A 25,891-nucleotide genomic window follows, 5' to 3' on the forward strand; every position below is an offset into this window, starting at 1 on the left:
CGGGTTCATGGCGGCGTCATCGAGAACCCGGCCTCGTCTTCAAGGACAGCAAGGCTCGCAGCGCCGCCCTGATCCGCGGTTCCCAGGACCGACGGGCGGACGCCCGTGGACCTCGCCGTTCACTACGGCCATGACCTGGCAATTGAGTTGTCGCAGCGGCACATCAGCGGGTGAGGCGGCGCAGGCGAGGGCGCGACGAACACGATCGCGGCCTGCACCTCACGATCACCGTGTCGACGTCGCCCGCCGCCTTGAGGACGTCTCGGTGAACCCGAGGAACGCCACAGGCCAGTTGTCCGGTGGTGAGGGACTGGCACCAATCCGGTGTCAGAGGGAATGATCAGGTCCCATGGGGTCACGGGGACGCTGGGGGACACGCGCCGTCATCGCCGTGTGCGTGGCGGCTGTGGTGTGGCTGCTGGTGACGGCGGTGCGTGATGGCTGGGGTGTCGCCGACCCGGTGGCGAGTGTCTTCGGTTCGGCGGCGGGACTGGTCGCCCTGGTGGTCTCCTTGCGGGCGGTCCCCGGCGGACCGACGGCCCCGATCAGCCGTCCGGCGCCACTCGAGGTGCCGGAGTGGTGGGTGAACAGAGACGAAGCGGCCATTGTCATCAAGGCCGTCCGCAGGCGCACTGGACGCTGGGGGAGCAGTTCACCGGTAGCGATCACAGCCGGGTTGCACGGGGCCGGCGGGTTCGGCAAGACCAGTCTGGCGAGATACGTGGCCGCCCAGCGTTCGGTCCAGCGCCGGTTCCCGGGCGGCGTTCATCTGGTCACCATGGGTCGGGAAGTGCGCGGCCGGGCGGCCATCGCCGCGAAGGTCGCGGAGGAAACCCGCCTGATCACCGGCGACACCACCGAGAGCGGTTCGGACCCCGAGCGTGCCGGAGCCCGTCTCGGCGCGCTCCTCGCCGGACGGCCCCGCACCCTGCTCATCATCGACGACGTCTGGGAACGCGAGCAGCTCACCCCCTTCCTGCGGGGTGCCGAGCGGTCCTGTGTCCGGCTGGTGACCACGCGCAGGTCCGATGTGCTCCCGCCCGCCGCGGTGCGCATCGAAGTCGACCGCATGACGGTGGAGCAGGCCCGCCACCTGCTCACCCACCGTCTCCCCGCCTCGCCGCGGCGCGAGGTGCTGGAGGAACTGGTCAAGGCGACGGGACGATGGGCGCTGTTGCTGGGTATCGCGAACAAGTTCCTCGCCGAGCAGACAGCCACTGGAGCCGATCCCACCGACGCGGCCAGAACGCTCCTGCGGCGACTGCGCGCCGACGGGCCCGCCGTCCAGGACCCCGACGGCACCCTCGACCTCAACGACCCCGACCAGCGCAACACCGCCGTACGGGCCAGCATCCGCGCCGCTTCGACCCTCCTGCCGCACGAGCAGGCCGAGCAGCGTTTCAACGAACTCGGGGTCTTCGCCGAGGACGAGAGCGTGCCCATCGACGTGGTGGCGGCGCTGTGGAATGCCACCGGCAATCTCGACGAGACCGCCACCCGCGCCCTGTGCAAGCAGATGGCCGATCTGTCGCTGCTCGGCATCGAGACCAGCGTGGCCCACGGAGCCGTCACCGTCCACGATGTCGTCCGCGACTACCTTCGTACGGAACTGGGTCCCGCGGGATTGAGCACCGCGAACGCCGCTCTGCTCGACGCCGTCGCGACCTCCCTGCCCGAAGCCGAGGACGGAGCTGTGGCCTGGTGGCGGGTCACGGTCGGCTACCTGCTGGACCATCTCATCGAGCACTTCCTCGACGCTCGCCGTTCCGCACAGGCACTCACCCTCGCAGGCGATTTCCGGTGGGTCCGCGCGCGACTGCATCAGCGTGGCCCCACCGCTCCCTGGCGCGATCTCGACCGCCTGGGAGCTCCGGCTCAGCTCCTCGCACGTCAACTGGCCCAAGCCGCCCACCTACTCACCCCCACCACCCCGCCGCACGCCCTCGACACGGTCCTGCGCAGCCGTATCACCGGCGCCCCGCACTGGCCCGCCCGCCCGCTTCCCGCCGGCACGCCCGCCCTCATCGACCGCTGGCCTCCTCCGGACCTGCCCGACCCTGCCCTGATGCGCACCCTGACAGGCCACCGTGGTCCGGTGTACGCGGCGGCGTACAGCCCGGACGGTGCCCGCATCGCCACGACCAGTCGTGACACGACCGTACGGATCTGGAGTTCCGCCACCGGGGAGGCCCTTCACACCCTGACCGGTCACCACGGGCCGGTTCGCGCCGTGGCCTTCAGCCTCGACGGCCGTCTGCTGGCCACCGGTGGCCGCGACGCGACCGTACGGATCTGGGACGCGGCCACCGGCCAGGCAGTGCGTACCGTGAGGGGACACGACGGGCCGGTCCTCGCCGTTGCGTTCAGCCCGGACGGCTCTCGCCTGGCCACAGGCAGCAGTGACGCGACGGTGCGCATCTGGGATCCGGCGACCGGCAGGGCACTGCACACGGCGACCGGTCACGAGGGCCCCGTGTTCGCGGTGGCGTTCAGCCCGGACGGCTCGTTCCTGGCCGGCGGCGGTGTGGATACGACCGCACGGATCTGGAGCGTTGCGTCTCTCGGCCTCGACCGCGGGTCGGGAGATGGGCCTTCCAGTGTCCGGGCGTCACACGTGCTGAACGGTCACCGCGGGCCGGTGCGCGCGGTGGCGTTCACCTCTGACAGTTCCCGCCTGCTGACCTGCAGCAATGACCGCACACTGCGGATCTGGGGGCTCAGTGGGGAGGAGGTCGTACATGAACTGTCCGGGGTGGTGCGGGCGGCCGGCTTCAGCCCGGACGGCTCCCGTCTCGCCACCGGCAGCCATGTTGCCGTGGTGCGAATCTGGGACACCACCACCGGCCAGGCGGTGCAAACCCTTGCCGGGCATCGCGGGGCGGTGCTCACGGTGGCTTTCGGCCCGGACGGTGCCCGCCTTGTCACTGGTGGAAACGATCACATCGCCCTCGCTTGGGACCCGACGTCCAGCGGCACACCGGTACCCCTGACCGGCCGCACCGAGCAGTTGCAGGCTGTCGCGTCCAGCCCGGACGGCTCCTGCGTTGCCACCAGCAGCCGCGACACCGCTGTGCCGATCTGGGACCCCGTCACTGGCGAGATCTCACGCATGCTGCGCGGACACCAGGGTGCGGTGCTGGCGGTGGCGTTCAGCCCGGACGGTACCCGTCTGGTGACCAGTAGCAGCGACAAGACTATGCGGTTGTGGGACATGGCCACCGGCGAAACGGTACGCACCCTGCGGGGACGCACCGACCAGCTCCACACGGTGGCGTTCAGCCCGGACGGCGCACGACTGGCCACCGGCAGTCGCGATACGACGGTGCGGCTCTGGGACCCGTCCACCGGCGCGATGGTGCGCATGTTGAACGGTCACCGCGGGCCGGTGTGCGCGGTGGCCTTCAGCCCGGACGGCTCGCTTCTGGCCACTGCCAGCCACGACAGGACGGTGCGGCTCTGGGACCCGTCCACCGGCGACCTGGTTCGCATCCTGGCCGGCCACACCGACCAGCTGCACACGATGGCGTTCAGCCCGGACGGCTCGCTTCTGGCCACTGGCAGCAGCGATACGACGGCGCGGCTCTGGGACCCGTCGACCGGCGCCTTGGTGCGCATGCTGAACGCGCACCGTGGGCCGGTGCGCGCGGCGGCCTTCAGCCCCGACGGCTCCTGCCTCGCCACCGGCGGAGCGGATGAGACCGTACGGATCCACGCCCCTTCGAGCGGCGAGATCCTGACAATGATGCGCACAGACAGCGGCGTGTGGTCGTGCGCCTGGTCCGCGGACGGTCGAGCGTTGTTCGCGGGGACGACGGCGGGGTTGTTCGCCTTCGAATACGTAGCTGGCTGATGTGGCGAGAGGCCGGTGACGTTCGTCTTGGCACATCACGCCGGCCCCGCGCGTGAACACCGACCTGGTGCACGCAGGAGACGTGCACCAGGTTCAGCCGCTACCCGGACGACGTTGCGCGCAGGTCAGAAGGGCGTCACCGCCACGAACGAGCTGTCCTGGCGGAACAGGTCCGTGCCGTCCGACGGGTCGACGCGGAGTTGGTAGTTGTAGTGGCGCAGGTAGTAGCCGGGGTAGTTGTACGACTCCAGGCGTACGGAGCTGCCGGTGCGGGCGATGAAGGTGGCGTCCCTGGCGAACGTCGACGAGCCGTCGTTCGCGTCGAAGCGGCCCCGGAAGTCCCAGTGCCGCAGGTAGTTGCCGGCCGCGTTGCGGAACGAGTAGGCGTTCGCGTCGGCGAGGCCCGCCACGATTGTGAACGTGGACGCCTGCTTCTCCGCGGTCGTGCTGGAACTGGTCAGCACGGGCAGGTTGAGCAGGGCGGACTGCTCCTGCCAGTAGCGGGTGGTGAAGTTGCCCGACTGGAGGTAGCGGGTGACGCCCGTCGGGAGGGTGACGCCGCCGGACACCGTCTCCTTGAGCACCGTGAAGTGGCGTGCCGTCCCCGAGATGCCCGGCAGTTTCTTCGGCGCGCTCCAGGTGGCGAAGGTGTCGTAGCTGTCGCTGTAGTAGTAGCTGCCGTCGCCGTATCCGTCGAAGAAGATCCGCCACGCGCCGTTGTCGAGCTGTATCAGCGCGGCGCCCTCCCGAGTGCCGCCCCAGCCCGCCCAGTTCCCCGTCCTGCTGATCGTGTACGGGCCCGCGAGCGCCGAACTGGTGGCGTACTCGATGTACTTGGACGTCTCGTTCTTCGTGAAGGCGTGATACGTCGAGCCGATCTTCACGACGAACGTGTCGATGTGGTTGGCGCCGATGCCGGACAGTGCCACCGGTGAACTCCAGGCAGTCAGCGCGGAGTTGGTGGCCCTGAGCAGATACGGGGTGAAGATCCACTCGTTGCTGGTCACCGAGCAGGACACGAGGATGTTCACGCTGCCGTCGCTGTCGACGAACCACTCCGGCGCCCAGGCGCGCGACAGGTTCGCGATCGGCACGGTGTAGTCGTACAGGAAGGTCCAGTTGCTGCGGTCCGAGCTGCGGGCGAAGCCGATGGTGGTGCTGGTGTCCTGCCAGGTGTGCGTGGTGTAGGTGATGTAGTAGTAGCCGTCGGTGTGCTTGAAGACGCTGGCGTCGCGGATGCGGTTGGCGGGCGGCGTGTACGCGGACGCCTTGACGAGCCGGAAGTCCGTTGCGTCGTCGGACTGGTAGACGTTCACCGTGCCGTCGTTGCTGTTGAGGAACGGGACGATGGTGTAGCGGGTGGCCGATCCGCGGGGCGGCGCGGCCGCGGAGGCCGTGCCGAGCAGGCCGGGCAGCCCGCCCACGACGAGCGCCGAGACCGGCAGGGCGGCCATCGCCCGCAGCAGGCTTCGACGCGAGGGTGCGAAGGGGCGGGAGGCGCCCGTCGCGTCCGGGGCGGTGGCGGGTCTGTAGGAGTTGTCTGGCGTGATCATGTGCGGCTCTCCTCGTTCGGACTGCGCTGGTGCTGCTGGTGCTGCTGGTGCTGCTGGTGCTGCTGGTGGTGCTGGATGTGCCAGTCCCGTGGGTCCCGGGGTCGTCCGTCCCGGGGCCCACGGGGTGGTTCAGAAGCGGGCTCCGACGGCCGTGCCGTTCTTCGGGACGAGCAGGTCCCGGGCGGGCGGCAGGGAGCCGTCCGACGAACGTGGTCCTGTGATGGCGCCCGTGTTCGTGCTCACGACCGACGACTCACCCCAAGTGCCGCCCAGATCCCAGGAGTTGTCCGTGGACGTGGTGCCGGAGCCGAGTGCCGCGGGCCGGGCGTCCGCGACGGACAGGTTGGCGGTGAGGACCGCCCTTCCGCCCGAGCCGTCGGCGTCGAAGCCCGTGCCCGTGTTGCGGAACGTGGTGGTGCGGCTGAGGGCGAGCGCGCCCGGATTGCCGTTGTCGGTGACTCCGTGCGCCGCGTTCCGGTACGCGAGCGAGTTGCGCAGGGTGTGGGCCACCGCCGGTGCCGGGCTCCCGCCGCCCAGCTTGAAGCCGTTGCCGTCGCCCGCGAAGTCCGGGAAGCTCCAGCGGTTGAAGCCGTTGCCGTACGCGATCGTGTTCTCGACGAGGATCGGCGAGGTGAACTTCCAGGCGTCGTAACCGTCGTCGACGTTGTTCCACAGCCTCGCGCCCCGTACGACGTTGCCGCTCCCGCTGCCCTCCTTGACGGCCAGCCCGTCCGCGCTCTCGCCGTTCTTGCGCGGGTCGCGGTTGCCGTAACTGTCCAGGTTCAGGATCTGGTTGTTCGCGGAGGCGCCCTGGAGCTGGAAGCCGGACTCGTAGTTGTCGTGGGTCGTGAGGCGCGAGAACACGTTGTTGCTGCAGCTGTCGCAGTAGTAGCCGTACGGCCCGTTGACGATCTCCAGCCCTGAGACCTTCCAGTAGGAGGCCTCCTGGTGGACGGCCCCGCGCTCGGCGCGCGGGATGCTGCCGCCGACCGGTGTGTGGCTGGCCGGCAGCTGCTCGCCGTCGATGACGACACGCTCGCCCTGGTAGGAACCGAGGGAGATCGGCTGCGACGCCGTGCCCGAGGTGGTGATCGTGATGTTGTCGGTCAGGGCGTAAGTACCGCCCCGTACGAGGATGGTGTCGCCCGGTGTCGCCCTGTCGACGGCCTTCTGGACGGTCCGCAGCGGTTGGTCGAGGGTGCCGGCGGCGGAGTCGTTCCCGTTGACGGCCACGACGATGGTCGACGCCGCGGCTGCCGGGGTCGGTAGCACCGTCGTCGCCAACACGGCACTCAGCACTGTCCCTGTGAGCATGCCCGCGATGCGCACGAGGCCTCCTTGTCTGCCGATCCGAAGCTTGTCGCGGGTCAGTGGTCGCACACACCGGGTTGGTTGCCGAGGTGTGCGCACCCACCACAAGTGGATCGATATACCGAACGCAGTTCGGTAAACCGGTCAGAACGTAGAGTGCGGCCGTGAGCACGTCAATAACTTCGACATGCTCAGCCACTTCTGGCCCCGCCGTGCCGTGTCTGCACCGTGTCTGCGCCATGCCTGCGCCGTGTCTGTGCCGTGCGAAGGCGGGGTTTGGCGTGGCGATGCCCGGCTACCCGAACCGCGTGTCACTAACAGAGCAGCAGGAACTCGTTCGTTTCCTCGAGGACCGGTTTGCCTGTGCGCAGGCCTGTACCGAGTGCGCACGGGTCTGTGCCCTGCGCGCGAGCCTCGCCGAACTCGACGGCCCCGACGACCAACAGGAGTTGCGGCGCAAGGGCATCCTGTGCGTGGAGGTCTGCGACGTGACCTGCCGCGCACTGGCCGAGCAGGTCACCCAGGCCGAGGCCGGGATGCGCGCCCAGGTGGAGTGGTGCCGTGCCGTCTGCCTGGAGACCGCCGAGGTCTTCGACCGGAGCCCCGGCGCCGAGAAGGGCGCCGAGGCCTGCCGCGGCTGCGCGAGTGCCTGCACGGAGTTCCTCGCCCTGCTGAGGTGAGGTTCCGTGGAACGCCACGCCCGAGGTGCCGCGTCTCGAAGAGCCCCGTTCGAAGAGTCACGTCCCGGGATGCCGAGTACCGAGGAGGTGTTCAGCCAGGCGTTCGCCGTGGCCTCACTCTCCGAGCGCCCTCCCGACCCGTACATTCCAGCGCCCGGCCCGCCCGCTGAACTCCGTCGCGACCAACGGCGGCACGTCGACGCGCCAGAACGCCGACTCCGGGGCCCCAAGTGCCAGCACCACCCCGGCCCGTACGATCTCCGGCTCGACGACGGCGATGACCCGGACGGAGCCGGGTCCTGGCCCCGCCCCCGGTCCCGACCCCGGCCCCGCCCCCGGCCCCGCCCCCGGTCTCGGCCCTGGTCCTGCACCCGAAGCCGAGCCTGAGCCGGACCCGGAGGAGCTGGATCCTGAGGCCCCGGATCCTGAAACCTCGGCGCTCGGATCCGTCACCGTCTCCAGCCACTTCGCCACGCGCTCGCACAGTCCGCTCACCGACTCGCCGCCGTGCGGGGCGGACGACGGGTCTGCCAGCCAGCGCCCCACGGCCTCCGGTTCGGCGGCGCTCACCTCGGCGAGGGTCGCCCCGCGCCAGCGGCCCACGTCCAGGCCGGCCAGGTCGGGGTCGGTGACGGCGAGGGTGCCGAGCCCGAGGGCCTCCGCCGTCTCCCGGCAGCGAACGGTGGGCGAGAGAAGGACCTGGTCGGCGGCCGGCAGCGAGCCCGCGGCGGCCTCGGCGAGCCGCAGCCCGGCCGGGTCGAGGGGACATCCGTCGTCGAAACGTGCCTCCCGCAACGCCGCGCTCATCGCTGGTGAGATCAACATCACTCGGCTGGTCATCGGCCCGTCCTCGCGTTCACCACGTGCTCAACACCCCTGTCCGTACCGGGAATTGGGGGCGTGACCAGGGCCCCGGCGCGCCCCCGGCATTCCGTGCGCCCTTGGCCGCGCCTCCGCTTCGCGGTACCTTCTCGTCGATATTGACGACGGTACGACGGAAGCCGGTGAGAATCCGGCACGGTCGCGCCACTGTAAGCCCCGTACAACCGCCTTCCACCAGGGGAGGCGGAGGTCGAGCAAGTCAGACCCGTGGCCGTCGTCCTGTGCACCACCGAGATGGGACGCGAGTTCCCCCAGGAGGTCCTGCCATGGCGCAGTCCGCCGTCGCCCAGCCGACCGCAACCACCCCCGACATACCCGCAAAGCTGCCGATCGGCGCGATCGCTCCCTGGGCGGTCTTCCTCGGCATCCTGATGCTCGTGCTGCTCTACTTCGTCGGCGCCGAACAGGGCGCCACCTCCCTGGTCTCGGGCGAAGGCGTGCACGAGTGGGTGCACGACGCCCGCCACCTGCTCGGCTTCCCCTGCCACTGACGGCGACACAGAACCGACAGGACAACCAATGAACTCCGTCACCGTCAGAAATCTCCTGGTGCGGGGCATGCTCGCGGGTCTTGCCGCGGGTGTGCTCGCCCTGGTCGTCGCCTACTTCCTGGGTGAACCTCGGGTGGACGAGGCCATCGCGTTCGAGGAGGCCCACGCCCATGAACACGGCGGCGAGGAACTCGTCAGCCGTGCGATGCAGTCCACCGGTGGTCTGTCCACCGGCGTGCTCGTCTACGGGGTCGCGTTCGGCGGCATAGCCGCCCTCGCGTACTGCTTCGCCCTCGGCAGGATCGGCCGCTTCGGGCCGCGCGCGAGCGCTCTGCTGCTGGCGGGCGCCGGTCTGGTCGCGGTCTACCTGGTGCCGTTCCTCAAGTACCCGGCGAACCCGCCCGCCGTCGGCGACCCCGACACCCTCAACCAGCGCACCGCGCTGTTCCTCCTGATGATCGTGCTCAGCGTGCTGCTGGCCGTCGCCGCGGTGATCCTCGGCAAGCGCCTCGCCCCGCGCCTGGGCAACTGGAACGCCACCCTCGCGGCGGGTGGGTTCTTCGTCCTGGCCGTCAGCCTGGCGTACGCGTTCCTGCCGTCCTTCAACGAGGCGCCGGAGGGCTTCCCCGCCACCCTGCTGTGGCAGTACCGACTGGCGACCCTGGCCATCCAGGTGACCCTGTGGACCGCGTACGGACTGGTCTTCGGGCTGCTCGCGGAGCGCGTGCTGGCTCCCGGGCCGGCCCGGACCGAGGACGAGAAGGCGGCCGAAGGGCGGGCAACTCCCGTCGCGCACTGATCCGTTCACACACCGAAGGGCCCCTGGAGCACCATCCTGGGGCCCCTTCGCATGTGTGCGTGCGTGGCAGGCGCGTACGTCGTCGGCATTCCCTATTTCTGGAACACGTTCTACGGTGTGCGCCGTCAGGTCCGGGTGGCCGAACGAGTGGGCCAGTGGGAGCCAGGAGGCGCCGTGCATCTCGAATACACGCCGGAGCAGCAGCGGTTGCGCACCGAACTGCGCGCCTACTTCGCGGAGTTGGTCCCCGACGACGTGTACGCCCGCTACGGCGATCCGGCGGCGCAGAAGCGCTTCTACCGCGAGACCATCCGCCGGCTCGGCTCCGACGGGTGGCTCGGCGTGGGCTGGCCGAAGGAGTACGGCGGGCGCGGTCTGACCCCGATGGAACAGTTCATCTTCTTCGACGAGGCCGCCCAGGCCGGCGTACCGCTGCCGCTGATGGCGCTCAACACGGTCGGGCCGACGATCATGCAGTTCGGTACCGACGAGCAGAAGGGGTACTTCCTGCCGAAGATCCTGTCCGGCGAACTCGACTTCGCGATCGGCTACAGCGAGCCCGACGCGGGCACGGACCTGGCAGCCCTGAAGACCAGGGCGGTCAGGGAGGGCGACGAGGACACCGGCCACTACACGGTCGACGGCCAGAAGATCTGGACGACCAACGGCGACACCGCCGACTGGGTCTGGCTCGCCGTCCGCACCGACCCCGACGCCCCGCCGCACAAGGGCATCACCATGCTCCTCGTGCCGACCTCCGACCCCGGCTACTCCTGCACGATCATCAACACGCTCGCCTCGCACGACACCACCGCGAGCTATTACGAGAACATCCGCGTCCCCGCCTCCCGCCGGGTCGGCCATGAGAACAAGGGCTGGCGGCTGATCACCAACCAGCTCAACCACGAGCGGGTCACCCTCGCCGCACACGGCACCATGGCCATCCGCGCCCTACACGACGTACAGCGCTGGGCCATGGAGACCAAGCTCGCCGACGGCCGCCGCGTCGTCGACCTCCCCTGGGTGCGCCGCCGCCTGGCCCAGACCCACACGAGGCTCGACGCGATGAAACTCCTCAACTGGCAGATGGTGAACGCCGTCCAGGAGGGCACGCTCACCCCGCAGGACGCCTCCGCCGTCAAGGTGTACGGCTCCGAGGCCCGCCGGGACGCGTACGCCTGGCTCATGGAGGTCGTCGCCGTGGCCGGTGTCCTCAAGGAGGGCTCCGCGGGCGCCGTACTCCACGGCGAACTGGAGCGCGGCTACCGCTCGGCCGTGATCTTCACCTTCGGCGGCGGCAACAACGAGATCCAGCGGGAGATCATCTCGTGGATCGGCCTGGGGATGCCGAGGGTGCGGCGGTAGCCGGGGCTCCGGCCCGGAAACGGCTGTCGCCGACCGGCTGGTGGATCCCCTCGACGCCGGCCGCGATAGTCAGGGCGACCGACCACGATGCTCACGGCGACCGACCGCGATCCGACCCCGATCCGGCCTCGAACGGGCTTCGATCCGGCCGCGCGGCCGGAGGCGTGGGATCTCGACGGCTTCCCGCGGCGATGGGTGGCGCAGCCGACGTACGTCTCACTGCCGCCATGCGCCCATGAGTTGTACGGAAGATCCGTACGGTCGTCCGGCACGGCGGCGCGGCAACTGCGACTCACCGGCACCGTGTTGCACTGCGTTCCCGCACGTCTACACCGGCAACTGCCGCCCAAACACATTGTCCGCACGATGTCACGGCTGGGCCCCGGCTCACGGCCCGCCCCGTACAAAGTCGGACGATGGCTCGCCATACTGGACGAGCCAGGGGAGGGCGGGGCCGAACGACGGGGGCGATCGCAGCAGATGGGGGACACCAGGCTGATCCAGGGCCGGTACCGGTTGCTCGACCTGATCGGTCGAGGGGGGATGGGTGAGGTGTGGCGTGCCCGCGACGAGTCGCTGGGCAGACAGGTCGCGGTGAAGTGCCTCAAACCGTTGGGACAGCACCACGACAACTCGTTCACCCGTGTCCTGCGGGAGCGGTTCCGCCGTGAGGCGCGGGTGGCCGCGGCCCTCCAGCACCGCGGGGTGACCGTCGTCCACGACTTCGGCGAGTCGGACGGCGTGCTCTATCTGGTGATGGAGTTGCTGGACGGGCGCAATCTCAGCCAGCTGCTGGAGGACAACAAACAGCATCCGCTGCCCGTCGCCGACATCGTGGAGATCGGCGAACAGGCGGCCGCCGCCCTCGCCTACACCCACCAACAGGGCATCGTGCACCGGGACCTGAAACCGGCGAACATCATGCGGCTCGGCGACGGCACGGTGAAGATCTGCGACTTCGGCATCGCCCGCCTCGGCCACGACATCGGCTTCACCTCCAGACTCACCGGCACCGGCATCGCCATGGGCACCCCGCACTACATGTCGCCGGAGCAGATCGGCGGCGACCAGGTCGACCACCGCAGCGACCTCTACTCCTTCGGCTGCGTGCTGTACGAGATCGCCACCGGGGCGCCGCCCTTCGACCTCGACGACGCGTGGGCGGTCCTGGTCGGCCACCGGGACACGCCTCCCGAGCCGCCGCGCCGCCATCGCGCCGAGCTCCCCGAGTACCTGGACCGGGTCATCCTGGACCTGCTGGCCAAGGAACCCGAGCAGCGGCCGCACGACGCCCGCGAGCTGGGCCGCCGCATCGGAGCGGGCCGCACCGCGCCGACGTACGTGCCGACCGTGGTGTCGCCCCCGGTGCGGCCCGCGGCGCCGGAGCGGCCTGCCGCGCGAGAGGACCGGCTGCCCTCCTGGACCCGCGGTATGACCACCGGCCACAAGGCGACCGGCGCGGGCCTGCGCACCACACCGCCCGACGCCGCCGCGGGCCTCACCGGCGACTGGATCGCCCGCACCGACAGGCGCGGCACCCAGCCCCCGGGACCAGCCGAACGGCCCACACCGTCACCGGAGTTGGTCACCACCCTCACCGGCAGGCACAACGCCGGACTGAGCCTGGGGCGGCTCGGCCGCTGGGCGGAGGCGGGCGAGGTGCACCGCGCGGTCGCCGCCGAACGCGAACACGCGCTCGGCCCCGACCACCCCGACACACTGGCCAGCCGCTACGAGGTCGGCTTCACCCTCAGCCGCACCGGCCGCCCCGCCGACGCCCTGCGCGAATACGGGCACGTGGCCCAGACCAGGGAGCACGTGTTCGGCCCCGACCACCCGGACACTCTCGCCGCCCGCCAGGAAATGGCCTATGTACTGGGCCAGTTGGGCCGCCACTTCGAAGCACACCAGGTCTACACGGCCGTGCTGGCGGCCCGGGAACGCGCCATGGGGCCCGAACACCCCGACACCCTGCGCTGCCGCCACAACCTCGCCTTCAACCTCAGCAGACTCGGGCGTCTGGAGGACTCGTACCGGATGGCGAGCGAGGTGGCCGCCTCCCGCGCCCGGGTGCTGGGCGCGAACCATCCCGACACGCTCGTCACACGGTACGAAGTCGCCTACGCGCTCGGGCAATTGGGCCGCTGGCCGGAGGCGCTGCAGACATACCAGGAGGTCGCCGAGGCGCGGGCGCAGGCGCTCGGCCCCGACCATCCCGACACGCTCGCCGCGCGCTACGAGGTCGGCATCAGCCTCGGCCGGCTCGGGCGCAGCGCCCCGGCACTGGAGCTGTACCGCGGCCTGATCGACGACCGCACCCGCGTCCACGGGCCCGCCCACCCCGAGACCCTGCGCGCCCGGCACGGGCTCGGCGTCAATCTCGGCCGGCTCGGCAGGTGGGAGGAGGCGCTGGCGGAGTCCCGTGACGTGTGCGCGATCCGCGAGCGCGTGCTCGGCCCCGACCACCCGGACACCCTGGTCAGCCGGCGCGAGGTCGCCGTCGGGCTCGGCTGGCTCGGCCGGTGGGCCGACGCGCTCACGGAGTACCGCCAGGTGGCCGCCGCGCGCGAGCGTGTGCTGGGCGCCGACCATCCCGACGCGCTGGCCAGCCGGAACGACGAGGCGCACTGTCTGGAGCAGCTGGGGCGGGGGGCGGAGGCGGTGGAGTTGTATCGGAGGGTGGCGGCTTTGCGCCAGCGGTGACGCTCCGCTGGGGTGCGCCGGTTCGAGACGGGGGCTGCGCCCCCGAACCCCCGCCGCGGTCGTTTCTCGGCTGCGGGTCGGCTGTGGCTGGGCGCGCAGTTCCCCGCGCCCCTTACGGGGCCGGTTGCCGCGTGTGTCTGGCCGACCTAGATCATTGCGTGTTACCAAGAAGCATGGCTGCATTTGAGGGACACCGGGAGCAGGACGTCGTCATCGTCGGTGGGGGGCACAACGGTCTGGTTGCCGCCGCCTATCTGGCGCGGGCCGGGAAGTCCGTGCTGGTTCTGGAGCGGCTGGGGGTCACCGGCGGGGCGGCCGTGTCCACCCGGCCGTTCACCGGTGTCGACGCGCGGCTGTCGCGGTACTCGTACCTGGTCAGCCTGCTGCCCCGGAAGATCGTGCGGGATCTCGGCCTGGACTTCCGGGTGCGTGGTCGCACCGTCTCCTCGTACACCCCCACCGAGCGCGACGGGCGGCCGACCGGACTGCTCGTCGGGGGCGGCGAACGGCGCACCAGGGAGGCCTTCGCCAAGCTGACCGGGTCCCCCCGCGAGTACCAGGCATGGCAGCGCTTCTACGGGATGACAGGCCGCGTCGCCAAGAAGGTGTTCCCCACCCTCACCGAACCGCTGCCCACGCGCGACGAGCTGCGCGGCCGCATCGACGACGACGAGGCCTGGCGGATCCTTTTCGAGGAGCCGCTCGGGGTGACCGTCGAGGACAACTTCAGCGACGATCTCGTACGCGGCGTCGTCCTCACCGACGCGCTCATCGGTACCTTCGCCGACGCCCACGACCCGTCCCTGCGGCAGAACCGCTGCTTCCTCTACCACGTGATCGGCGGCGGGACGGGAGCCTGGGACGTGCCGGTCGGCGGTATGGGCGCCCTCACCGACGCCATCGCCGGGGCCGCGCGCGCCGCGGGCGCGGTCGTCGCCACCGGCCATGAGGCGGTCCGGGTGGAGACCGACGGACGGGCCGCCGAGGTCACGTACCGGACCGCGGACGGCGAAGAACGGACGGTCCCGGCCCGGCACGTCCTCGTCAACGCCTCACCGCAGGAGCTCGCCCGGCTCACCGGCGACGAGCAGCCCGCCCCCGCCGAGGGCGCCCAGCTCAAGGTGAACATGCTGCTGAAGCGGCTGCCCCGGCTGCGCGACACGTCCGTCGATCCGCGCGAGGCCTTCTCCGGGACCTTCCACATCGCCGAGGGATACGAGCAACTGGCGACCGCTCACGCCCAGGCCGCGTCCGGTGCGCTGCCCGAGGCCCCGCCCTCCGAGATCTACTGCCACTCGCTCACCGATCCGACGATCCTCGGCCCGGACCTGGTGCAGCAGGGCTACCACACGCTCACGCTCTTCGGCCTGCACACACCCGCCCGGCTCTTCGCCCACGACAACGACGGCGTACGCGAGGAACTGCTCAAGTCGACACTCGCGCAACTGGACTCGCACCTCGCCGAGCCGCTCGCCGACTGCCTGGCGGCCGACGCGGACGGCCGCCCCTGCATCGAGGCGAAGACACCGCTCGACCTGGAGCGCGACCTGCGCCTGCCCGGCGGCAACATCTTCCACCGCGACCTCGCCTTCCCCTACACGCAGGAGGGCACGGGCCGTTGGGGCGTGGAGACCGCACACGCGAACGTCCTGCTGTGCGGCGCGGGCGCGGTGCGCGGCGGCGGGGTCAGCGGAGTGCCGGGCCACAACGCGGCCATGGCGGTGCTGGAGGCGTCCCCGTGACCGCCTACACCTCCGGCGCCTCCCCAACGAGCCGCCGCTCCTCCGCCTCCAGCGCGCGGACGGCCGCCGCGGCGGCCAAGTGGCGCTCGGCGGCGGCTCGTTCACGCTCGTTCCCGTCCAGCAGGTGCCGCAGGTCGACGCGGTCCCGGGCCAGGACCTCGCCCAGCATGCGGCTGCGGCCGCGTTCCAGGGCATCGACCGCCTGATCGAACCGGCCACGGTTCACGAGCACGTACGCGGCGCGCGACGCGATCACCCAGCTGCCCGCCACCGCCGACTCGCGCGAGCCGAGCGACAGCGACGCGGTGTATCGGCGGGCGTCCGCGTCCAGGGCGCGCAGGTAGGCGTCGGCGGCGAGCTCCGGCCGGTCGATGACCAGACAGCGGTCGCCGAGTTCGGCCGCGCCACGGGCGACGACCGTCCAGTCCCCGTCGGCACGCAGGCGCTCCACCGAACGGTTCAGCAGCGAGACCCCCAGGGAGACCTGCTCCGCGTCGTGGCGTTCGGCGCCCAGGTCGAAGCACGCGAGGGCGTACGTCCTGGTCACCCGGGCCCACAGGTCGGGGCGGTCCCGTTCCAGGGACAGGCCGAGGACCGGCCGTAACAGGGCCTCGGCCCGTTCGTGCTCACCCCCGGCACGGGCGGTCTCGGCCCGCTGCCACTGGATCGCCGCCCAGTCGAGCGGGGCGTCCTCGCGGGTGTAGACGCTCTGGGCATCCCGCAGCAGCTCCTCGCCCTCGCGCACCGACGCGGGGTCCCCGAGCCGCAGCAGCGTGACTCCCAACTCCCGCACGGTCAACGCCCAGTGCTCGGGCAGCGCGTCACGGGTGCGCACCTCCAGCGCCTCCCGGAAGCAGTCGGCGGCCGTGAGCAGATTGCCCTGCCGGTTCCCGAAGGCGGCCCGTTCCCGGTAGAGCACGGCGATGTTGTGCAGCGTGATGGCCCAGCGCAGCGGCTGGCTCGCCCGGTCACGCAGGTGCAGGGCCCGGCTGTAGAACTCCAGGGCCCGGTCCATGTTGTCGGCCGGATCGCCGCGCAGCCGTATGTGGTGGGCGTTGCCGAGCTGGCTCAGGGTCACCGCGCGCTGCGGGGCCCCCTCCGGCATGGCGGACAGGGCCGCGGTGAGGTGGTGGATGGCCTGCTCGCGGTTGTCCGCGGCCGAACCGGTCTGCCGGTTCTGGTAGTTGACGCCCAGTTCGTGGTGCAGGGCCTGCCACCGCTCGGGCTGTGCCTCGCGATCGGTGTCCGCGAGGGCTGCCTCCATGAACGTACGCGCCTCTTCGTGGTCCACGGCGTCGGGGCGCCAGGGCCGCACCGAGAGCGTCCTGGCCAGCTCGTGCCTCACCCGGGCACGGCTCTCGGCATGGGCCGGATCATCGGGCAGCAGGGCCAGCGCCCGCCGCAACTGCCGGGTGGCGGCGGAGGTCAGCGCGTCGGCGGGCCGGTCGGCGGGCTCCCGTGTGTCCACGTCCTCCAGCGCGCGCTCCGCCATGGCGAGTCCAGCGGTGGTCGCGTACATGTACAGCGGGCTCCCGGACCAGGGGCCTGCTGGTGCCGGGCCGTCACCGGCACCGGGCGACGCGTCCGGTGCGAACACGGCGGCGAGTTCACGGTCCAGCTGTTCCCAGGACCACGGATGGAGCTTCGGATCGATGACCAGGGCGGCGGCGGACAGATGACGGCATACGGTCTCGGCGTCGTCGGGCTCGGGGTGGGTCAACTGCCGCAACAGACGGCCCAGATGGAAGAGCGCGACACCCTGCAACGAGGGCTGGTGCGTGTCGCGCGCCGAAGAGCCCACCGGCTCCCACACCTGGCCCGCCTCGATGACCTGGCCGTCCCACACCAGCTGTCGCAGATCGCTCAGCACCACGCCCGACACTGCCCGCATACGGCACAGCGCCGCCTCGTCGGCGGAACCCGTCATGCCCTCCGGTGGGTTCGCCACCTCCAGCGGTGTCGGCTCGCCGGCCTCCGCGGTCCGCGCCACGACGGCGTCCAGCGCGTCGGCGCACCAGGCGTGCGCCCGGGCGGCCAGCGCCAGGTCCCCGGCGTCGTGGGCAGCGGCGGCGGCCTGCAGATGCGAGACCAACGCCTCTGCCGCGTCGCCCGGTTGATCCGAGCCCTCCAGGAGCGTGAGGCCGTAGTGGTGCATGTTCAAGGCCCAGTCGCCCCGGGGACCGATCGGCGGAGCCAGGAGAAGCGCGGTGCGGTACGCCTCCAGCGCCGCGCGACGATTGTCGGTGGGGTCGCCGAGGGAACGGCGGGCGTACCGGTCGCCGAGCGCGCCCCAGGCCCGGGCGTACAGGTCCGGGATCTCGATGTCGTGGGCCGTGGAACGCCGCAGGAAGTGCAGGGCCGCTTCGCGGTTGGCCTCCTGGTCGCCGGTGGGACGCCTCATGTAGAGCTCGGAGAGCGTGTACTCGGTGAGCGCCAGTGGCTGCTCCGGCCGAGGCCGGGTACGGGAGAGGTGTTGTGCGGCCCGCAGCATCAGGGAGATCGCGTCGTCCGGCCGGCCGGCGCTCTCGGCGTCGTCTGCCGCCTGCTGACAGCGGAACGCGTACTCCAATGGGTCCGAGCGGGGTGACAGGCCCCGTACGATCGCCCTGAAGGCCGCCGCCTCCCCGGCCTCGGTGACGGTCAATTGGGGCAGGGAAGGCGCCGGAAGCCCGCGCCGAGGTGGCCACTTCACGGGGAACCAGCCCCTCCCGGTGCTGTCGGAGATGTCCCGGCCGGGCCCGCGGCCGGCTCGGCGTCGGCGACCGGTGTGAACCGGAGCTCCGGATCGTCGCTGCCCTCGCGCAGATACCGGCTCAGCCGTTCCCCGTGAACCACCGCCTCGGCCGCCGTGCGCGGCGCGGGAAGGCGGGCCGCGGCGTAGAGCAGGGGCAGATGGACGTCGAACGCCGCCTCCAGCAGGACCGTGTACGTTCCGGCGGCGCGCAGACAGTTGACGTACGCCAGAGCCGCCGCGGCGGGGGCGACGAGTGCTGCCCACCACGCCCACGGCGTCCACACGGCGAACAGCGCGCTCCACAGCCACACCCGCACCGTTCCGTCCAGTGCCGAGCGGGCCGAGGTGATCTCGGTTCGGGAGTCGCCCGGCAGCACCAGCCACAGGTGGGGCCAGCACGACACGGCGTCGACGCCGTGCTTGCGCAGCGGCCGCAGTTCGGCGGTGCGCAGCAGATTGCCCAGACGTGTGGGCATCACCAGTGCCGGGTCGGCGGGTGTCGTCCGCAGGACGCGAGTGGCGCGGGCCATCGCGCCCGCCGCGGACGAGGTTGGCCCGGACCCGTCCGCGACACGCAGGGCCGCAGACCTCTCCTGGAACACGGCCATGGCCTCCTCGCGCGCACGGGCCCGCCGATCGCTCCACCGCCGGCGCAGTGGGACCGGCCACCATCCGTAACCCTCCAGCAGCCGCAGCACGGGCAGGGTCAGCAGCTCGGCGGCCAGCGCCGAGGCCACCACGACACCCATCAGCAGCAACAACAGCACCCCGGCCACCAGGGAAGGCAGTTGCTCGTACGGGCGGGTGGCCGCCACCAGGCCGCGGATCCACCCCCGTTCGCGGACCAGTTCACCGTGGCGGTCGTACCAGACCAGGGCCAGTCCGGCGAGCCAGAACAGAGCGGCAGAGGTGAACAGACGAGCCGCCCAGTGCCGGACGGCGGCACCGCCGAGGCCGCCCCACAGAGGCCCGATCACGGCTCACCCGCCCTGCCGGACGCGGGGCATCCGGTGTTCGGGGCACGGTGGCACCCGGTCGTCGAGGGTCGGGCGCACCCACCGGCTCCCGCACAGCGGGCAGGCGAACACCTCTCCCGCTGGGACGGTGGACCGCCCCGGCAACTCCTGGTAGTCACGGAACGCGGGCCTCTCACCGAGAACCGGCAGAAGTCGCTCGCGCATCCACGCGCGGGTTTCCGGGTGCTCGCGCAGCACCGCCTCGATCCGGAACGTGCTGTCCTCGGGTTCTTGCGCCAGAGCCTCGCGCACCCGCTCCGCCACGGCTGCGGCCCGCCCTTCACCGAGGAGCCGCGGCAGTTCGCCCAGGATCTCCGTGGCGGCCCGCCGGACCGCCGATTCGTCGGACATCTACCCCCCTTGTTTTCCTACTCCCTCGCGTCACCCCTGTGAGGCCGAGTCGCGGGATGCCTCGGTCGCCGCAGGTCATACCCCTACGAGGACCATGGCCGCCCACTGGTCGATCGCCGCATGGGCCCGTGCCCGGGGTTCCTCCCAGGCGACCCGGGTGTGCAGCGCCCGCGCGGCCTCCGGCGGGAGCCAGTCGCCCGAGGAGCGCGCAGCCTCGTACACGGCGGCCTTCTCACCGTTCGTCGTGTCGCGGAGCCACAGCTGCGCGGCACGCAGCGCGTCGGCCGGCTCGGGATGTTCCCTCGGCCACACGCGGTGGAACTCGGCCAGCAGCATGGCCGCCGCGCCGTCCTCCAGGGCCCACAACCCGGCCACTACGCCTGCCGCCCCTGCCTGCAGAAGGCCGGTGGGCAGGGCGATCACCTCGTCGGGCAGCCGCTGCCCGGCGACACCGCTGTCGCAGGCGGCGAGCACGGCGAGCCGCAGCTTCAGGGGCAGGTCCATGATCTGGCGAAGCGTCAGCGGTTCGTCGTCGGCCATGAGCAGGGCGCTGGACATGGGGTCGTCGATGTCGGAGCGGCAGTGGCCCGCGAAGTGCAGGACGTCGGCGTCGGGGAGAGCCGCGCGCAGGCGGGCCGCCGTCGCCTCCCGGCCCGACAACACCGTCGCACCGGGGTGCGCGGCCACCGCGGCGGCAGCCTCGCTCGCCGTCAGCGGGAGGGAGTCCGCGGTCACCGGCGCGGGCTCCACAACGGCCAGCAGCCGGTGCCCGCGCACCGCGTTCCGCACGTCCTGGGCCGCCCGCAGAGCCTGCGCGTTCGGGATGTAGGAGACGGTGACGTCGTCGAGGAGATACCGTCGCCCGGTCCCGGCCGCGGGCTCGGTCCCTGTCCTCGCTACCGGCTCCCAGGCCGCGTGCAGCGGCAGCAGGCCGAGTTGTCCGCACGGGACGAGAGTGGCACGGGTCAGCCGCAACGTCTCGCGCAGCGGAGCGACGACGATCTCCCACAGCCGACGGCACACCTGGTCCAGCGTCTCCCGCCAGTGCCGGAGCCCTGCCTCGGGGTCGCGCCGCCATCCGGCCCGGGCGTCCTCGTACGCGCCCGTCAGTCCGCTCACCTCCTGCTCGGTGAGATCGGGCAGCGGGACCGGAACGACGCCGGGGCCGAGCACGCACAGGGCCGTGCCCCCGCGAAAGGTGGCCGCGAGGTAGACCAGCGGCTCGTCCCGGCTGACGGCGGCGGCCGTCGAGAACCCCGGAGGCGCCAGGAAGCCCTCGTGACCGGGGAGTTCACGCACGGCGGCGATGGCGTCGTCCAGTTCCGCCCTGGCGGCACGGCGGCGTTCCCGAAGCCCGGGACCCGAGGCGGCCTCGGACGGAGGTGGAGCGGAAGCGTCGGTCATGAGACACCTGCCTGTGCGGCGAATGCTCCAGGCCAGGGCGTAGACGCAGCCCGGGAGGACCAGCGTAGGCAGCCGCACCGGCGCCCGCCCGCGCTTCGGCGGTTCTGCGGAGGATGTACGACGCGCCCGTCGGCTCTCCTCCGTAGACGGCTGCCGCCGCTGGTGGCCGACCGGCGTCCGCCCGCTGTCCCTCACCGGCGGTGGTCGTGGCCGGCTGCCGTGCGACCGCGGCGCCGAGTTGTCGGGGTCGACCGGCTTTCTCATACGCCCGTCAGTCCTTGGACGCCGTCCAGCCCGCCGCCTCGATCCGTGCCGCGTCCGCGGGCCTCGCCTCGTCGAAGACGACCCGGTCGCCGTCCGCGACGCGCTGCGCGTCCACGTACGCGCCTCTGCCGACGTAGAGCCGGTCCGTCGTGTACCGCCAGCGGAGGGCGAGTTGCCGGGACTCGGGGAGATCCGCGGAGAGCCGGTGCCAGGTCCGGCCCGACCAGCCGGTGACGGAACCGGTGGGATGGTCCTGGGCGGCCTCGCCGTGCCGGACGGTGGTGAACGGCACCGGACGCCACGTCGTGCCCCCGTCCGTCGAGGACTCGAGGAACAGGGCGTCTGCCTGCGGTTCGGTGTCCCACCACAGGGCGCACCGCAGACGGGCTCCCGCGCCGACGTCCAGCGCGGGCAGCGTCAGCGTGGCGGACGTGGCGGTCGCCATGCCGGAGTACCAGGCCGTACGTCCTCGCGCGGGGCGGACCGGCACGGCGCGGGCCAGGTTGTTGGCGGCGGCCACCCGGGGAGCCGAGCCCGAACGCCAACTGCGCACCGGATGAACGGAGTTGCCGAGCACGATGAGGAACGAGTCGGTCGTCGGGTCGAGTACGAGTGAGGTGCCGGTGAAGCCGGTGTGGCCCGCGGTGCGTGGTGTGGCCATCGCGCCCATGTACCAGTGCTGGTAGAGCTCGAAGCCGAGGCCGTGCTCGTCGCCCGGGAAGGCCGTGTTGAAGTCGGTGAACATCAACTCCACCGACTCGGGCTCCAGGATGCGCGCCCTGCCGTACACGCCGCCGTTGAGCAGCGTCCGGCCGAGGACGGCCAGGTCCCACGCGGTGGAGAAGACACCGGCGTGGCCCGCCACACCGCCGAGGCTGAACGCGTTCTCGTCGTGCACCTCGCCCCAGACCAGGCCGCGGTCGAGCCCGGACCACGGTTTGCGGGCGTCCTCGGTGGCGGCGATCTTCGGCTTCCAGGAGGCGGGCGGATTGAAGCGGGTGCGGCGCATCCCGAGCGGATCGGTGATCGCGCTTCGCAGCAGGGCGTCCAGGGCACGACCGGTGATCTTCTCAAGCACGAGCTGGAGCGAGATCAGATTGAGGTCCGAGTAGAGGTACCTGGTGCCCGGCGGGTTGAGCGGCGCCTCCTTCCAGATGAGCTGGAGCTTCTCCTCGTACGTCGGCGCGCTGTAGAGCGGGATCCAGGCGCGGAACCCCGAGGTGTGGGTGAGCAGTTGACGGATCGTGATGTCCTGCTTGCCCGCGCCGCCGAAGTCCGGGAGGTAGGAGGCGACCTTCCCCTCCAACTCCAGTGCGCCGCGCTCGATCTGCTGCACCGCGAGGATCGACGTGAACAGCTTCGACACCGAGGCGAGGTCGAAGACCGTGTCCCGCGCCATCGCGATCTGCCGCTCGGCGGGGAACTCCACGGCGGTGTCGGTCTTCTCGTCGTACGCCGAGTAGCGCACCGCCTTGCCGATCGGGTGGTGCAGCGCGACCGTACCGCCGCGTCCGGCGAGCAGCACGGCGCCCGCGTACCAGGGGTACTTGGGGGAGGGGCCGAGGAACGTCTCGGCGTCGGTGACGAGTTGGCGCAGCTGGGCGGGGAGCAGTCCGGCGCGTTCGGCGGAGCCGTGCCGCAGGGTCGGGCGGCCGTGAGCGTCGCCGTTCCTCGCGACGGTCGCGGGTGCCGCCGACGCCGAGGGGAGGGGCGCGAGGATCAGCGCGCCGCCCAACGCGGTCAAACCCCGGCCCAGTTGACGACGGGTCGGCCCGCCGCCCGCTCTGTCCGTCATCGAGGAGCCTCCCGTTGTGCCGCCGCTGCCGCCTGAAAGTATCTTTCCGAGTCCGCTGTGCTCGGTGAAACTTTTGTGTCGGACGAGGGGTGTGTCAACGGTGCCGTCCGGACCGGTCCGGGTTCGGGAAAACCGATGGAAACTGACGACCCATCAGAAAAGGTCTTCCTTCGTCCGGAGGACTGCGGCATCCTGCGCCCATGCAGACGGAGCTGAGCAAGAAACTGGGAGTCGAGCACGCCCTCTTCGGCTTCACGCCGTTCCCCGCCGTCGCCGCTGCCATCAGCCGGGCCGGCGGGTTCGGCGTGCTCGGTGCGGTCCGCTACACCGCCCCCGACGACCTCAAACGCGACCTCGACTGGATCGAGGCGCACGTCGACGGCATGCCGTACGGACTGGACGTCGTCATGCCCGCCAAGAAGGTCGAGGGCGTGACCGAGGCGGACGTGGAGGCGATGATCCCCGAGGGGCACCGCCAGTACGTGAAGGACACCCTGGCCAAGTACGGAGTGCCCGAACTCGCCGAGGGTGAGGCCTCCGGCTGGCGCATCACCGGCTGGATGGAACAGGTCGCCCGCAACCAACTCGACGTCGCCTTCGACTATCCGATCAAGCTGCTGGCCAACGCGCTCGGCTCACCACCCGCCGACGTCATCGAGCGTGCCCACGAGCAGAACGTGCTCGTCGCCGCGCTCGCGGGCAGCGCCCGGCACGCGCGCAAGCACGCCGAGGCGGGCATCGACATCGTCGTCGCGCAGGGCTACGAGGCCGGCGGCCACACCGGTGACATCGCCTCGATGGTCCTGACGCCCGAAGTCGTCGAGGCCGTGGACCCGTTGCCCGTGCTCGCGGCGGGCGGCATCGGCAGCGGACAACAGATGGCCGCCGCGCTCACCCTCGGAGCCCAGGGTGTGTGGCTCGGCTCCATATGGCTGACCGTCACCGAGGCCGACATGCACTCGCGCGCCCTGACCCGGAAGCTGCTCGCCGCGGGGTCGGGCGACACGGTCCGCTCGCGCGCGCTGACCGGGAAACCCGCACGTCAGCTGCGTACCGAATGGACCGACGCCTGGGACGACCCCAACGGGCCCGGCACCCTCCCCATGCCCCTGCAGGGGCTGTTGGTCGCCGACGCGGTCTCGCGGATCCAGCGGCACGAGGTCGAACCGCTGCTGGGGACGCCCGTGGGACAGATCGTCGGCCGGATGAACAGCGAACGCGGCGTCCAGGAAGTCGTCGACGACCTCACCCGCGACTTCGAGAAGGCCGTCGACCGACTCAACCGCATCGCCGGAAGGAGCCACGAGTGAGCCAGCCCCCCAACGGCTTCTGGGCCCAGGCCACCGCCGACCCCGAGCGCACCGTCCTCATCGCGACCGACGGCGAGGAATGGACCGCAGGACGCCTGCACGCCGAGACCAACCGGCTGGTGCACGGACTGCGTGCCGCCGGGCTCGAACGCGGCGACGCCTTCGCCGTCGTACTGCCCAACGGTGTCGAGTTCTTCACCGCGTTCCTCGCCGCCTCGCAGGCCGGCTTCTATCTCGTGCCCGTCAACCACCACCTCGTCGGCCCCGAGATCGCCTGGATCGTCTCCGACTCCGGCGCCAAGGTGCTGATCGCGCACGAGCGGTTCGCCGACGCGGCACGCCACGCGGCCGACGAGGCGAAGCTCCCCGAGGAGCGGCGGTACGCGGTCGGCGCGGTCGAGGGCTTCCGGGCGTACGCCGAACTCCTCGACGGGCAGCCCGAGTCGGTGCCCGAGGACCGCACGCTCGGCTGGGTCATGAACTACACCTCCGGGACCACGGGCCGCCCGCGCGGCATCCGGCGGCCCCTGCCCGGCAAGCTCCCCGAGGAGACGTACCTCGGTGGCTTCCTCGGCATCTTCGGCATCAAGCCGTTCGACGACAACGTGCATCTGGTGTGCTCGCCGCTCTATCACACCGCGGTCCTCCAGTTCGCGGGCGCGTCCCTGCACATCGGGCACCGGCTGGTGCTGATGGACAAGTGGACGCCCGAGGAGATGCTGCGGCTCATCGACGCCCACCGGTGCACGCACACCCATATGGTCCCGACCCAGTTCCACCGCCTGCTCGCGTTGCCGGACGGAACGAGGGCGGCCTATGACGTGTCGTCCATGCGGCACGCCATCCATGGCGCCGCCCCGTGCCCGGACCACGTGAAACGGGCCATGATCGAGTGGTGGGGCCACAGTGTCGAGGAGTACTACGCGGCCAGTGAGGGCGGCGGCGCCTTCGCGACCGCCGAGGACTGGCTGAAGAAGCCCGGCACGGTCGGCAAGGCCTGGCCCATCAGCGAGCTGGCCGTCTTCGACGACGACGGGAACAGGCTGCCACCCGGTGAACTGGGCACCGTCTACATGAAGATGAGCACGGGCGGATTCTCGTACCACAAGGACGAGAGCAAGACGAGGAAGAACCGCATCGGGGACTTCTTCACCGTCGGTGACCTGGGATATCTCGACGAGGACGGCTATCTCTTCCTCCGCGACCGCAAGATCGACATGATCATCTCGGGCGGGGTCAACATCTACCCCGCCGAGATCGAGGCCGCCCTGCTCACCCACCCCGCCGTCGCGGACGCCGCCGCCTTCGGGATTCCGCACGACGACTGGGGCGAGGCGGTCAAGGCCGTCGTCGAGCCCGCCCCCGGCTTCGAGGCGGGCGAGGCGCTGGCCGCCGCGATCCTGGAGCACTGCGAGGAGCAGCTGGCCGGATACAAGCGGCCCAAGAGCGTCGACTTCATCGAGACGATGCCGCGCGACCCCAACGGCAAGCTCTACAAGCGGCGACTGCGGGACCCGTACTGGGAGGGGCGGACCCGTCCCGTGTGAGCTCGGGATCCGACGGACACATCGCCTTGGACAGCTGCTCGGTCCGGGGCGATGGAACGTGCGGCGTGACGTGTGGCATGACGTGCGGCATGAC

At 71.3% G+C, this 25,891-nt stretch carries 17 protein-coding genes, 1 pseudogene and 1 riboswitch; of the genes and pseudogenes, 9 read left to right on the top strand and 9 right to left on the bottom strand.

The window, feature by feature from the left end:
• Nucleotides 1-185: 185 nt before the first annotated feature.
• Nucleotides 186-269 (bottom strand): annotated as a pseudogene (locus tag JEQ17_RS44175) (IS5/IS1182 family transposase); the annotation flags it as partial.
• Nucleotides 270-349: 80 nt separating this feature from the next.
• Between JEQ17_RS44175 and JEQ17_RS44180 the strand changes: the two are divergent.
• Nucleotides 350-3,850 carry an NB-ARC domain-containing protein gene (locus tag JEQ17_RS44180; protein ID WP_200400543.1) on the top strand — a complete coding sequence of 1,167 codons (3,501 nt, stop codon included), beginning with the start codon at nucleotides 350-352 and terminating at the stop codon, nucleotides 3,848-3,850.
• 125 nt (nucleotides 3,851-3,975) lie between these two features.
• Here the strand turns inward: JEQ17_RS44180 and JEQ17_RS44185 are convergent, their stop codons facing one another.
• Together JEQ17_RS44185 and JEQ17_RS44190 are read right to left on the bottom strand one after the other, a co-directional pair.
• Complete coding sequence (locus JEQ17_RS44185; protein ID WP_200400545.1) at nucleotides 3,976-5,403, bottom strand: AbfB domain-containing protein; 1,428 nt, start codon at nucleotides 5,401-5,403, stop codon at nucleotides 3,976-3,978.
• Between the two features lie 129 nt (nucleotides 5,404-5,532).
• Nucleotides 5,533-6,717: a right-handed parallel beta-helix repeat-containing protein gene (locus JEQ17_RS44190; protein WP_200402034.1), complete on the bottom strand. Its 1,185-nt coding sequence runs from the start codon at nucleotides 6,715-6,717 to the stop codon at nucleotides 5,533-5,535.
• A gap of 284 nt (nucleotides 6,718-7,001) precedes the next feature.
• On the opposite strand from JEQ17_RS44190, the gene JEQ17_RS44195 reads away from it, so the two are divergent.
• Nucleotides 7,002-7,394, top strand: a complete 393-nt coding sequence (locus tag JEQ17_RS44195) for a ferredoxin (protein WP_200402035.1) — start codon at nucleotides 7,002-7,004, stop codon at nucleotides 7,392-7,394.
• Between the two features lie 114 nt (nucleotides 7,395-7,508).
• On the opposite strand, the gene JEQ17_RS50285 is transcribed toward JEQ17_RS44195, so the two are convergent.
• Entirely contained in the window at nucleotides 7,509-8,234 is a 726-nt protein-coding gene (locus JEQ17_RS50285) for a histidine phosphatase family protein (RefSeq protein WP_234048599.1), read from the bottom strand.
• A 130-nt stretch (nucleotides 8,235-8,364) separates the two neighbouring features.
• A riboswitch (cobalamin riboswitch) is annotated at nucleotides 8,365-8,506 on the top strand.
• Between the two features lie 36 nt (nucleotides 8,507-8,542).
• Between JEQ17_RS50285 and JEQ17_RS44210 the strand changes: the two genes are divergently transcribed.
• From JEQ17_RS44210 to JEQ17_RS44230, 5 genes are all read left to right on the top strand, one after another.
• A complete protein-coding gene (locus JEQ17_RS44210) occupies nucleotides 8,543-8,767 on the top strand; it encodes a CbtB domain-containing protein (protein WP_200400546.1) in 225 nt (74 codons plus the stop codon).
• A 28-nt stretch (nucleotides 8,768-8,795) separates the two neighbouring features.
• Nucleotides 8,796-9,566, top strand: coding sequence for a CbtA family protein (locus tag JEQ17_RS44215; protein ID WP_200400548.1), 771 nt, complete (start codon nucleotides 8,796-8,798; stop codon nucleotides 9,564-9,566).
• 174 nt (nucleotides 9,567-9,740) lie between these two features.
• A complete protein-coding gene (locus JEQ17_RS44220) occupies nucleotides 9,741-10,931 on the top strand; it encodes an acyl-CoA dehydrogenase family protein (RefSeq protein WP_200402036.1) in 1,191 nt (396 codons plus the stop codon).
• Nucleotides 10,932-11,411: 480 nt separating this feature from the next.
• Nucleotides 11,412-13,634 carry a serine/threonine-protein kinase gene (locus JEQ17_RS44225; protein ID WP_200400549.1) on the top strand — a complete coding sequence of 741 codons (2,223 nt, stop codon included), beginning with the start codon at nucleotides 11,412-11,414 and terminating at the stop codon, nucleotides 13,632-13,634.
• Between the two features lie 173 nt (nucleotides 13,635-13,807).
• Complete coding sequence (locus JEQ17_RS44230; RefSeq protein WP_200400551.1) at nucleotides 13,808-15,376, top strand: phytoene desaturase family protein; 1,569 nt, start codon at nucleotides 13,808-13,810, stop codon at nucleotides 15,374-15,376.
• Between the two features lie 4 nt (nucleotides 15,377-15,380).
• On the opposite strand, the gene JEQ17_RS44235 is transcribed toward JEQ17_RS44230, so the two are convergent.
• The 5 genes from JEQ17_RS44235 to JEQ17_RS44255 all read right to left on the bottom strand — a co-directional run bounded on the left by JEQ17_RS44235 (nucleotide 15,381) and on the right by JEQ17_RS44255 (nucleotide 22,940).
• Entirely contained in the window at nucleotides 15,381-18,020 is a 2,640-nt protein-coding gene (locus JEQ17_RS44235) for a hypothetical protein (protein WP_200400552.1), read from the bottom strand.
• Nucleotides 18,021-18,064: 44 nt separating this feature from the next.
• Nucleotides 18,065-19,087 (bottom strand): hypothetical protein, encoded by a 1,023-nt coding sequence (locus JEQ17_RS44240; RefSeq protein WP_200400554.1) that lies wholly within the window; start codon nucleotides 19,085-19,087, stop codon nucleotides 18,065-18,067.
• 3 nt (nucleotides 19,088-19,090) lie between these two features.
• Nucleotides 19,091-19,477, bottom strand: a complete 387-nt coding sequence (locus JEQ17_RS44245) for a hypothetical protein (protein ID WP_200400555.1) — start codon at nucleotides 19,475-19,477, stop codon at nucleotides 19,091-19,093.
• Between the two features lie 75 nt (nucleotides 19,478-19,552).
• Entirely contained in the window at nucleotides 19,553-20,881 is a 1,329-nt protein-coding gene (locus tag JEQ17_RS44250; protein WP_200400556.1) for a CHAT domain-containing protein, read from the bottom strand.
• A 271-nt stretch (nucleotides 20,882-21,152) separates the two neighbouring features.
• Nucleotides 21,153-22,940: a serine hydrolase gene (locus JEQ17_RS44255; protein ID WP_200400557.1), complete on the bottom strand. Its 1,788-nt coding sequence runs from the start codon at nucleotides 22,938-22,940 to the stop codon at nucleotides 21,153-21,155.
• 200 nt (nucleotides 22,941-23,140) lie between these two features.
• Between JEQ17_RS44255 and JEQ17_RS44260 the strand changes: the two genes are divergently transcribed.
• Nucleotides 23,141-24,250 carry an NAD(P)H-dependent flavin oxidoreductase gene (locus JEQ17_RS44260; protein WP_200400559.1) on the top strand — a complete coding sequence of 370 codons (1,110 nt, stop codon included), beginning with the start codon at nucleotides 23,141-23,143 and terminating at the stop codon, nucleotides 24,248-24,250.
• Nucleotides 24,247-25,797 carry an acyl-CoA synthetase gene (locus JEQ17_RS44265; RefSeq protein ID WP_200400561.1) on the top strand — a complete coding sequence of 517 codons (1,551 nt, stop codon included), beginning with the start codon at nucleotides 24,247-24,249 and terminating at the stop codon, nucleotides 25,795-25,797. The genes JEQ17_RS44260 and JEQ17_RS44265 overlap by 4 nt, the downstream gene beginning before the upstream one ends.
• Nucleotides 25,798-25,891: the final 94 nt, after the last annotated feature.

The sequence above is a fragment of the Streptomyces liliifuscus genome (genome assembly GCF_016598615.1).
Classification (GTDB): Bacteria; Actinomycetota; Actinomycetes; order Streptomycetales; family Streptomycetaceae; genus Streptomyces; species Streptomyces liliifuscus.

Bases quoted from the DNA above. Each gene is read 5' to 3' on its own strand.
- JEQ17_RS44185 (WP_200400545.1), bottom strand. From the start codon at position 5,403: ATGATCACGCCAGACAACTCCTACAGACCCGCCACCGCCCCGGACGCG.
- JEQ17_RS44255 (WP_200400557.1), bottom strand. From the start codon at position 22,940: ATGACGGACAGAGCGGGCGGCGGGCCGACCCGTCGTCAACTGGGCCGG.
- JEQ17_RS44260 (WP_200400559.1), top strand. From the start codon at position 23,141: ATGCAGACGGAGCTGAGCAAGAAACTGGGAGTCGAGCACGCCCTCTTC.
- JEQ17_RS44250 (WP_200400556.1), bottom strand. From the start codon at position 20,881: ATGACCGACGCTTCCGCTCCACCTCCGTCCGAGGCCGCCTCGGGTCCC.
- JEQ17_RS44245 (WP_200400555.1), bottom strand. From the start codon at position 19,477: ATGTCCGACGAATCGGCGGTCCGGCGGGCCGCCACGGAGATCCTGGGC.
- JEQ17_RS50285 (WP_234048599.1), bottom strand. From the start codon at position 8,234: ATGACCAGCCGAGTGATGTTGATCTCACCAGCGATGAGCGCGGCGTTG.
- JEQ17_RS44230 (WP_200400551.1), top strand. From the start codon at position 13,808: ATGGCTGCATTTGAGGGACACCGGGAGCAGGACGTCGTCATCGTCGGT.
- JEQ17_RS44215 (WP_200400548.1), top strand. From the start codon at position 8,796: ATGAACTCCGTCACCGTCAGAAATCTCCTGGTGCGGGGCATGCTCGCG.
- JEQ17_RS44210 (WP_200400546.1), top strand. From the start codon at position 8,543: ATGGCGCAGTCCGCCGTCGCCCAGCCGACCGCAACCACCCCCGACATA.
- JEQ17_RS44180 (WP_200400543.1), top strand. From the start codon at position 350: ATGGGGTCACGGGGACGCTGGGGGACACGCGCCGTCATCGCCGTGTGC.
- JEQ17_RS44225 (WP_200400549.1), top strand. From the start codon at position 11,412: ATGGGGGACACCAGGCTGATCCAGGGCCGGTACCGGTTGCTCGACCTG.
- JEQ17_RS44190 (WP_200402034.1), bottom strand. From the start codon at position 6,717: ATGCTCACAGGGACAGTGCTGAGTGCCGTGTTGGCGACGACGGTGCTA.
- JEQ17_RS44195 (WP_200402035.1), top strand. From the start codon at position 7,002: ATGCCCGGCTACCCGAACCGCGTGTCACTAACAGAGCAGCAGGAACTC.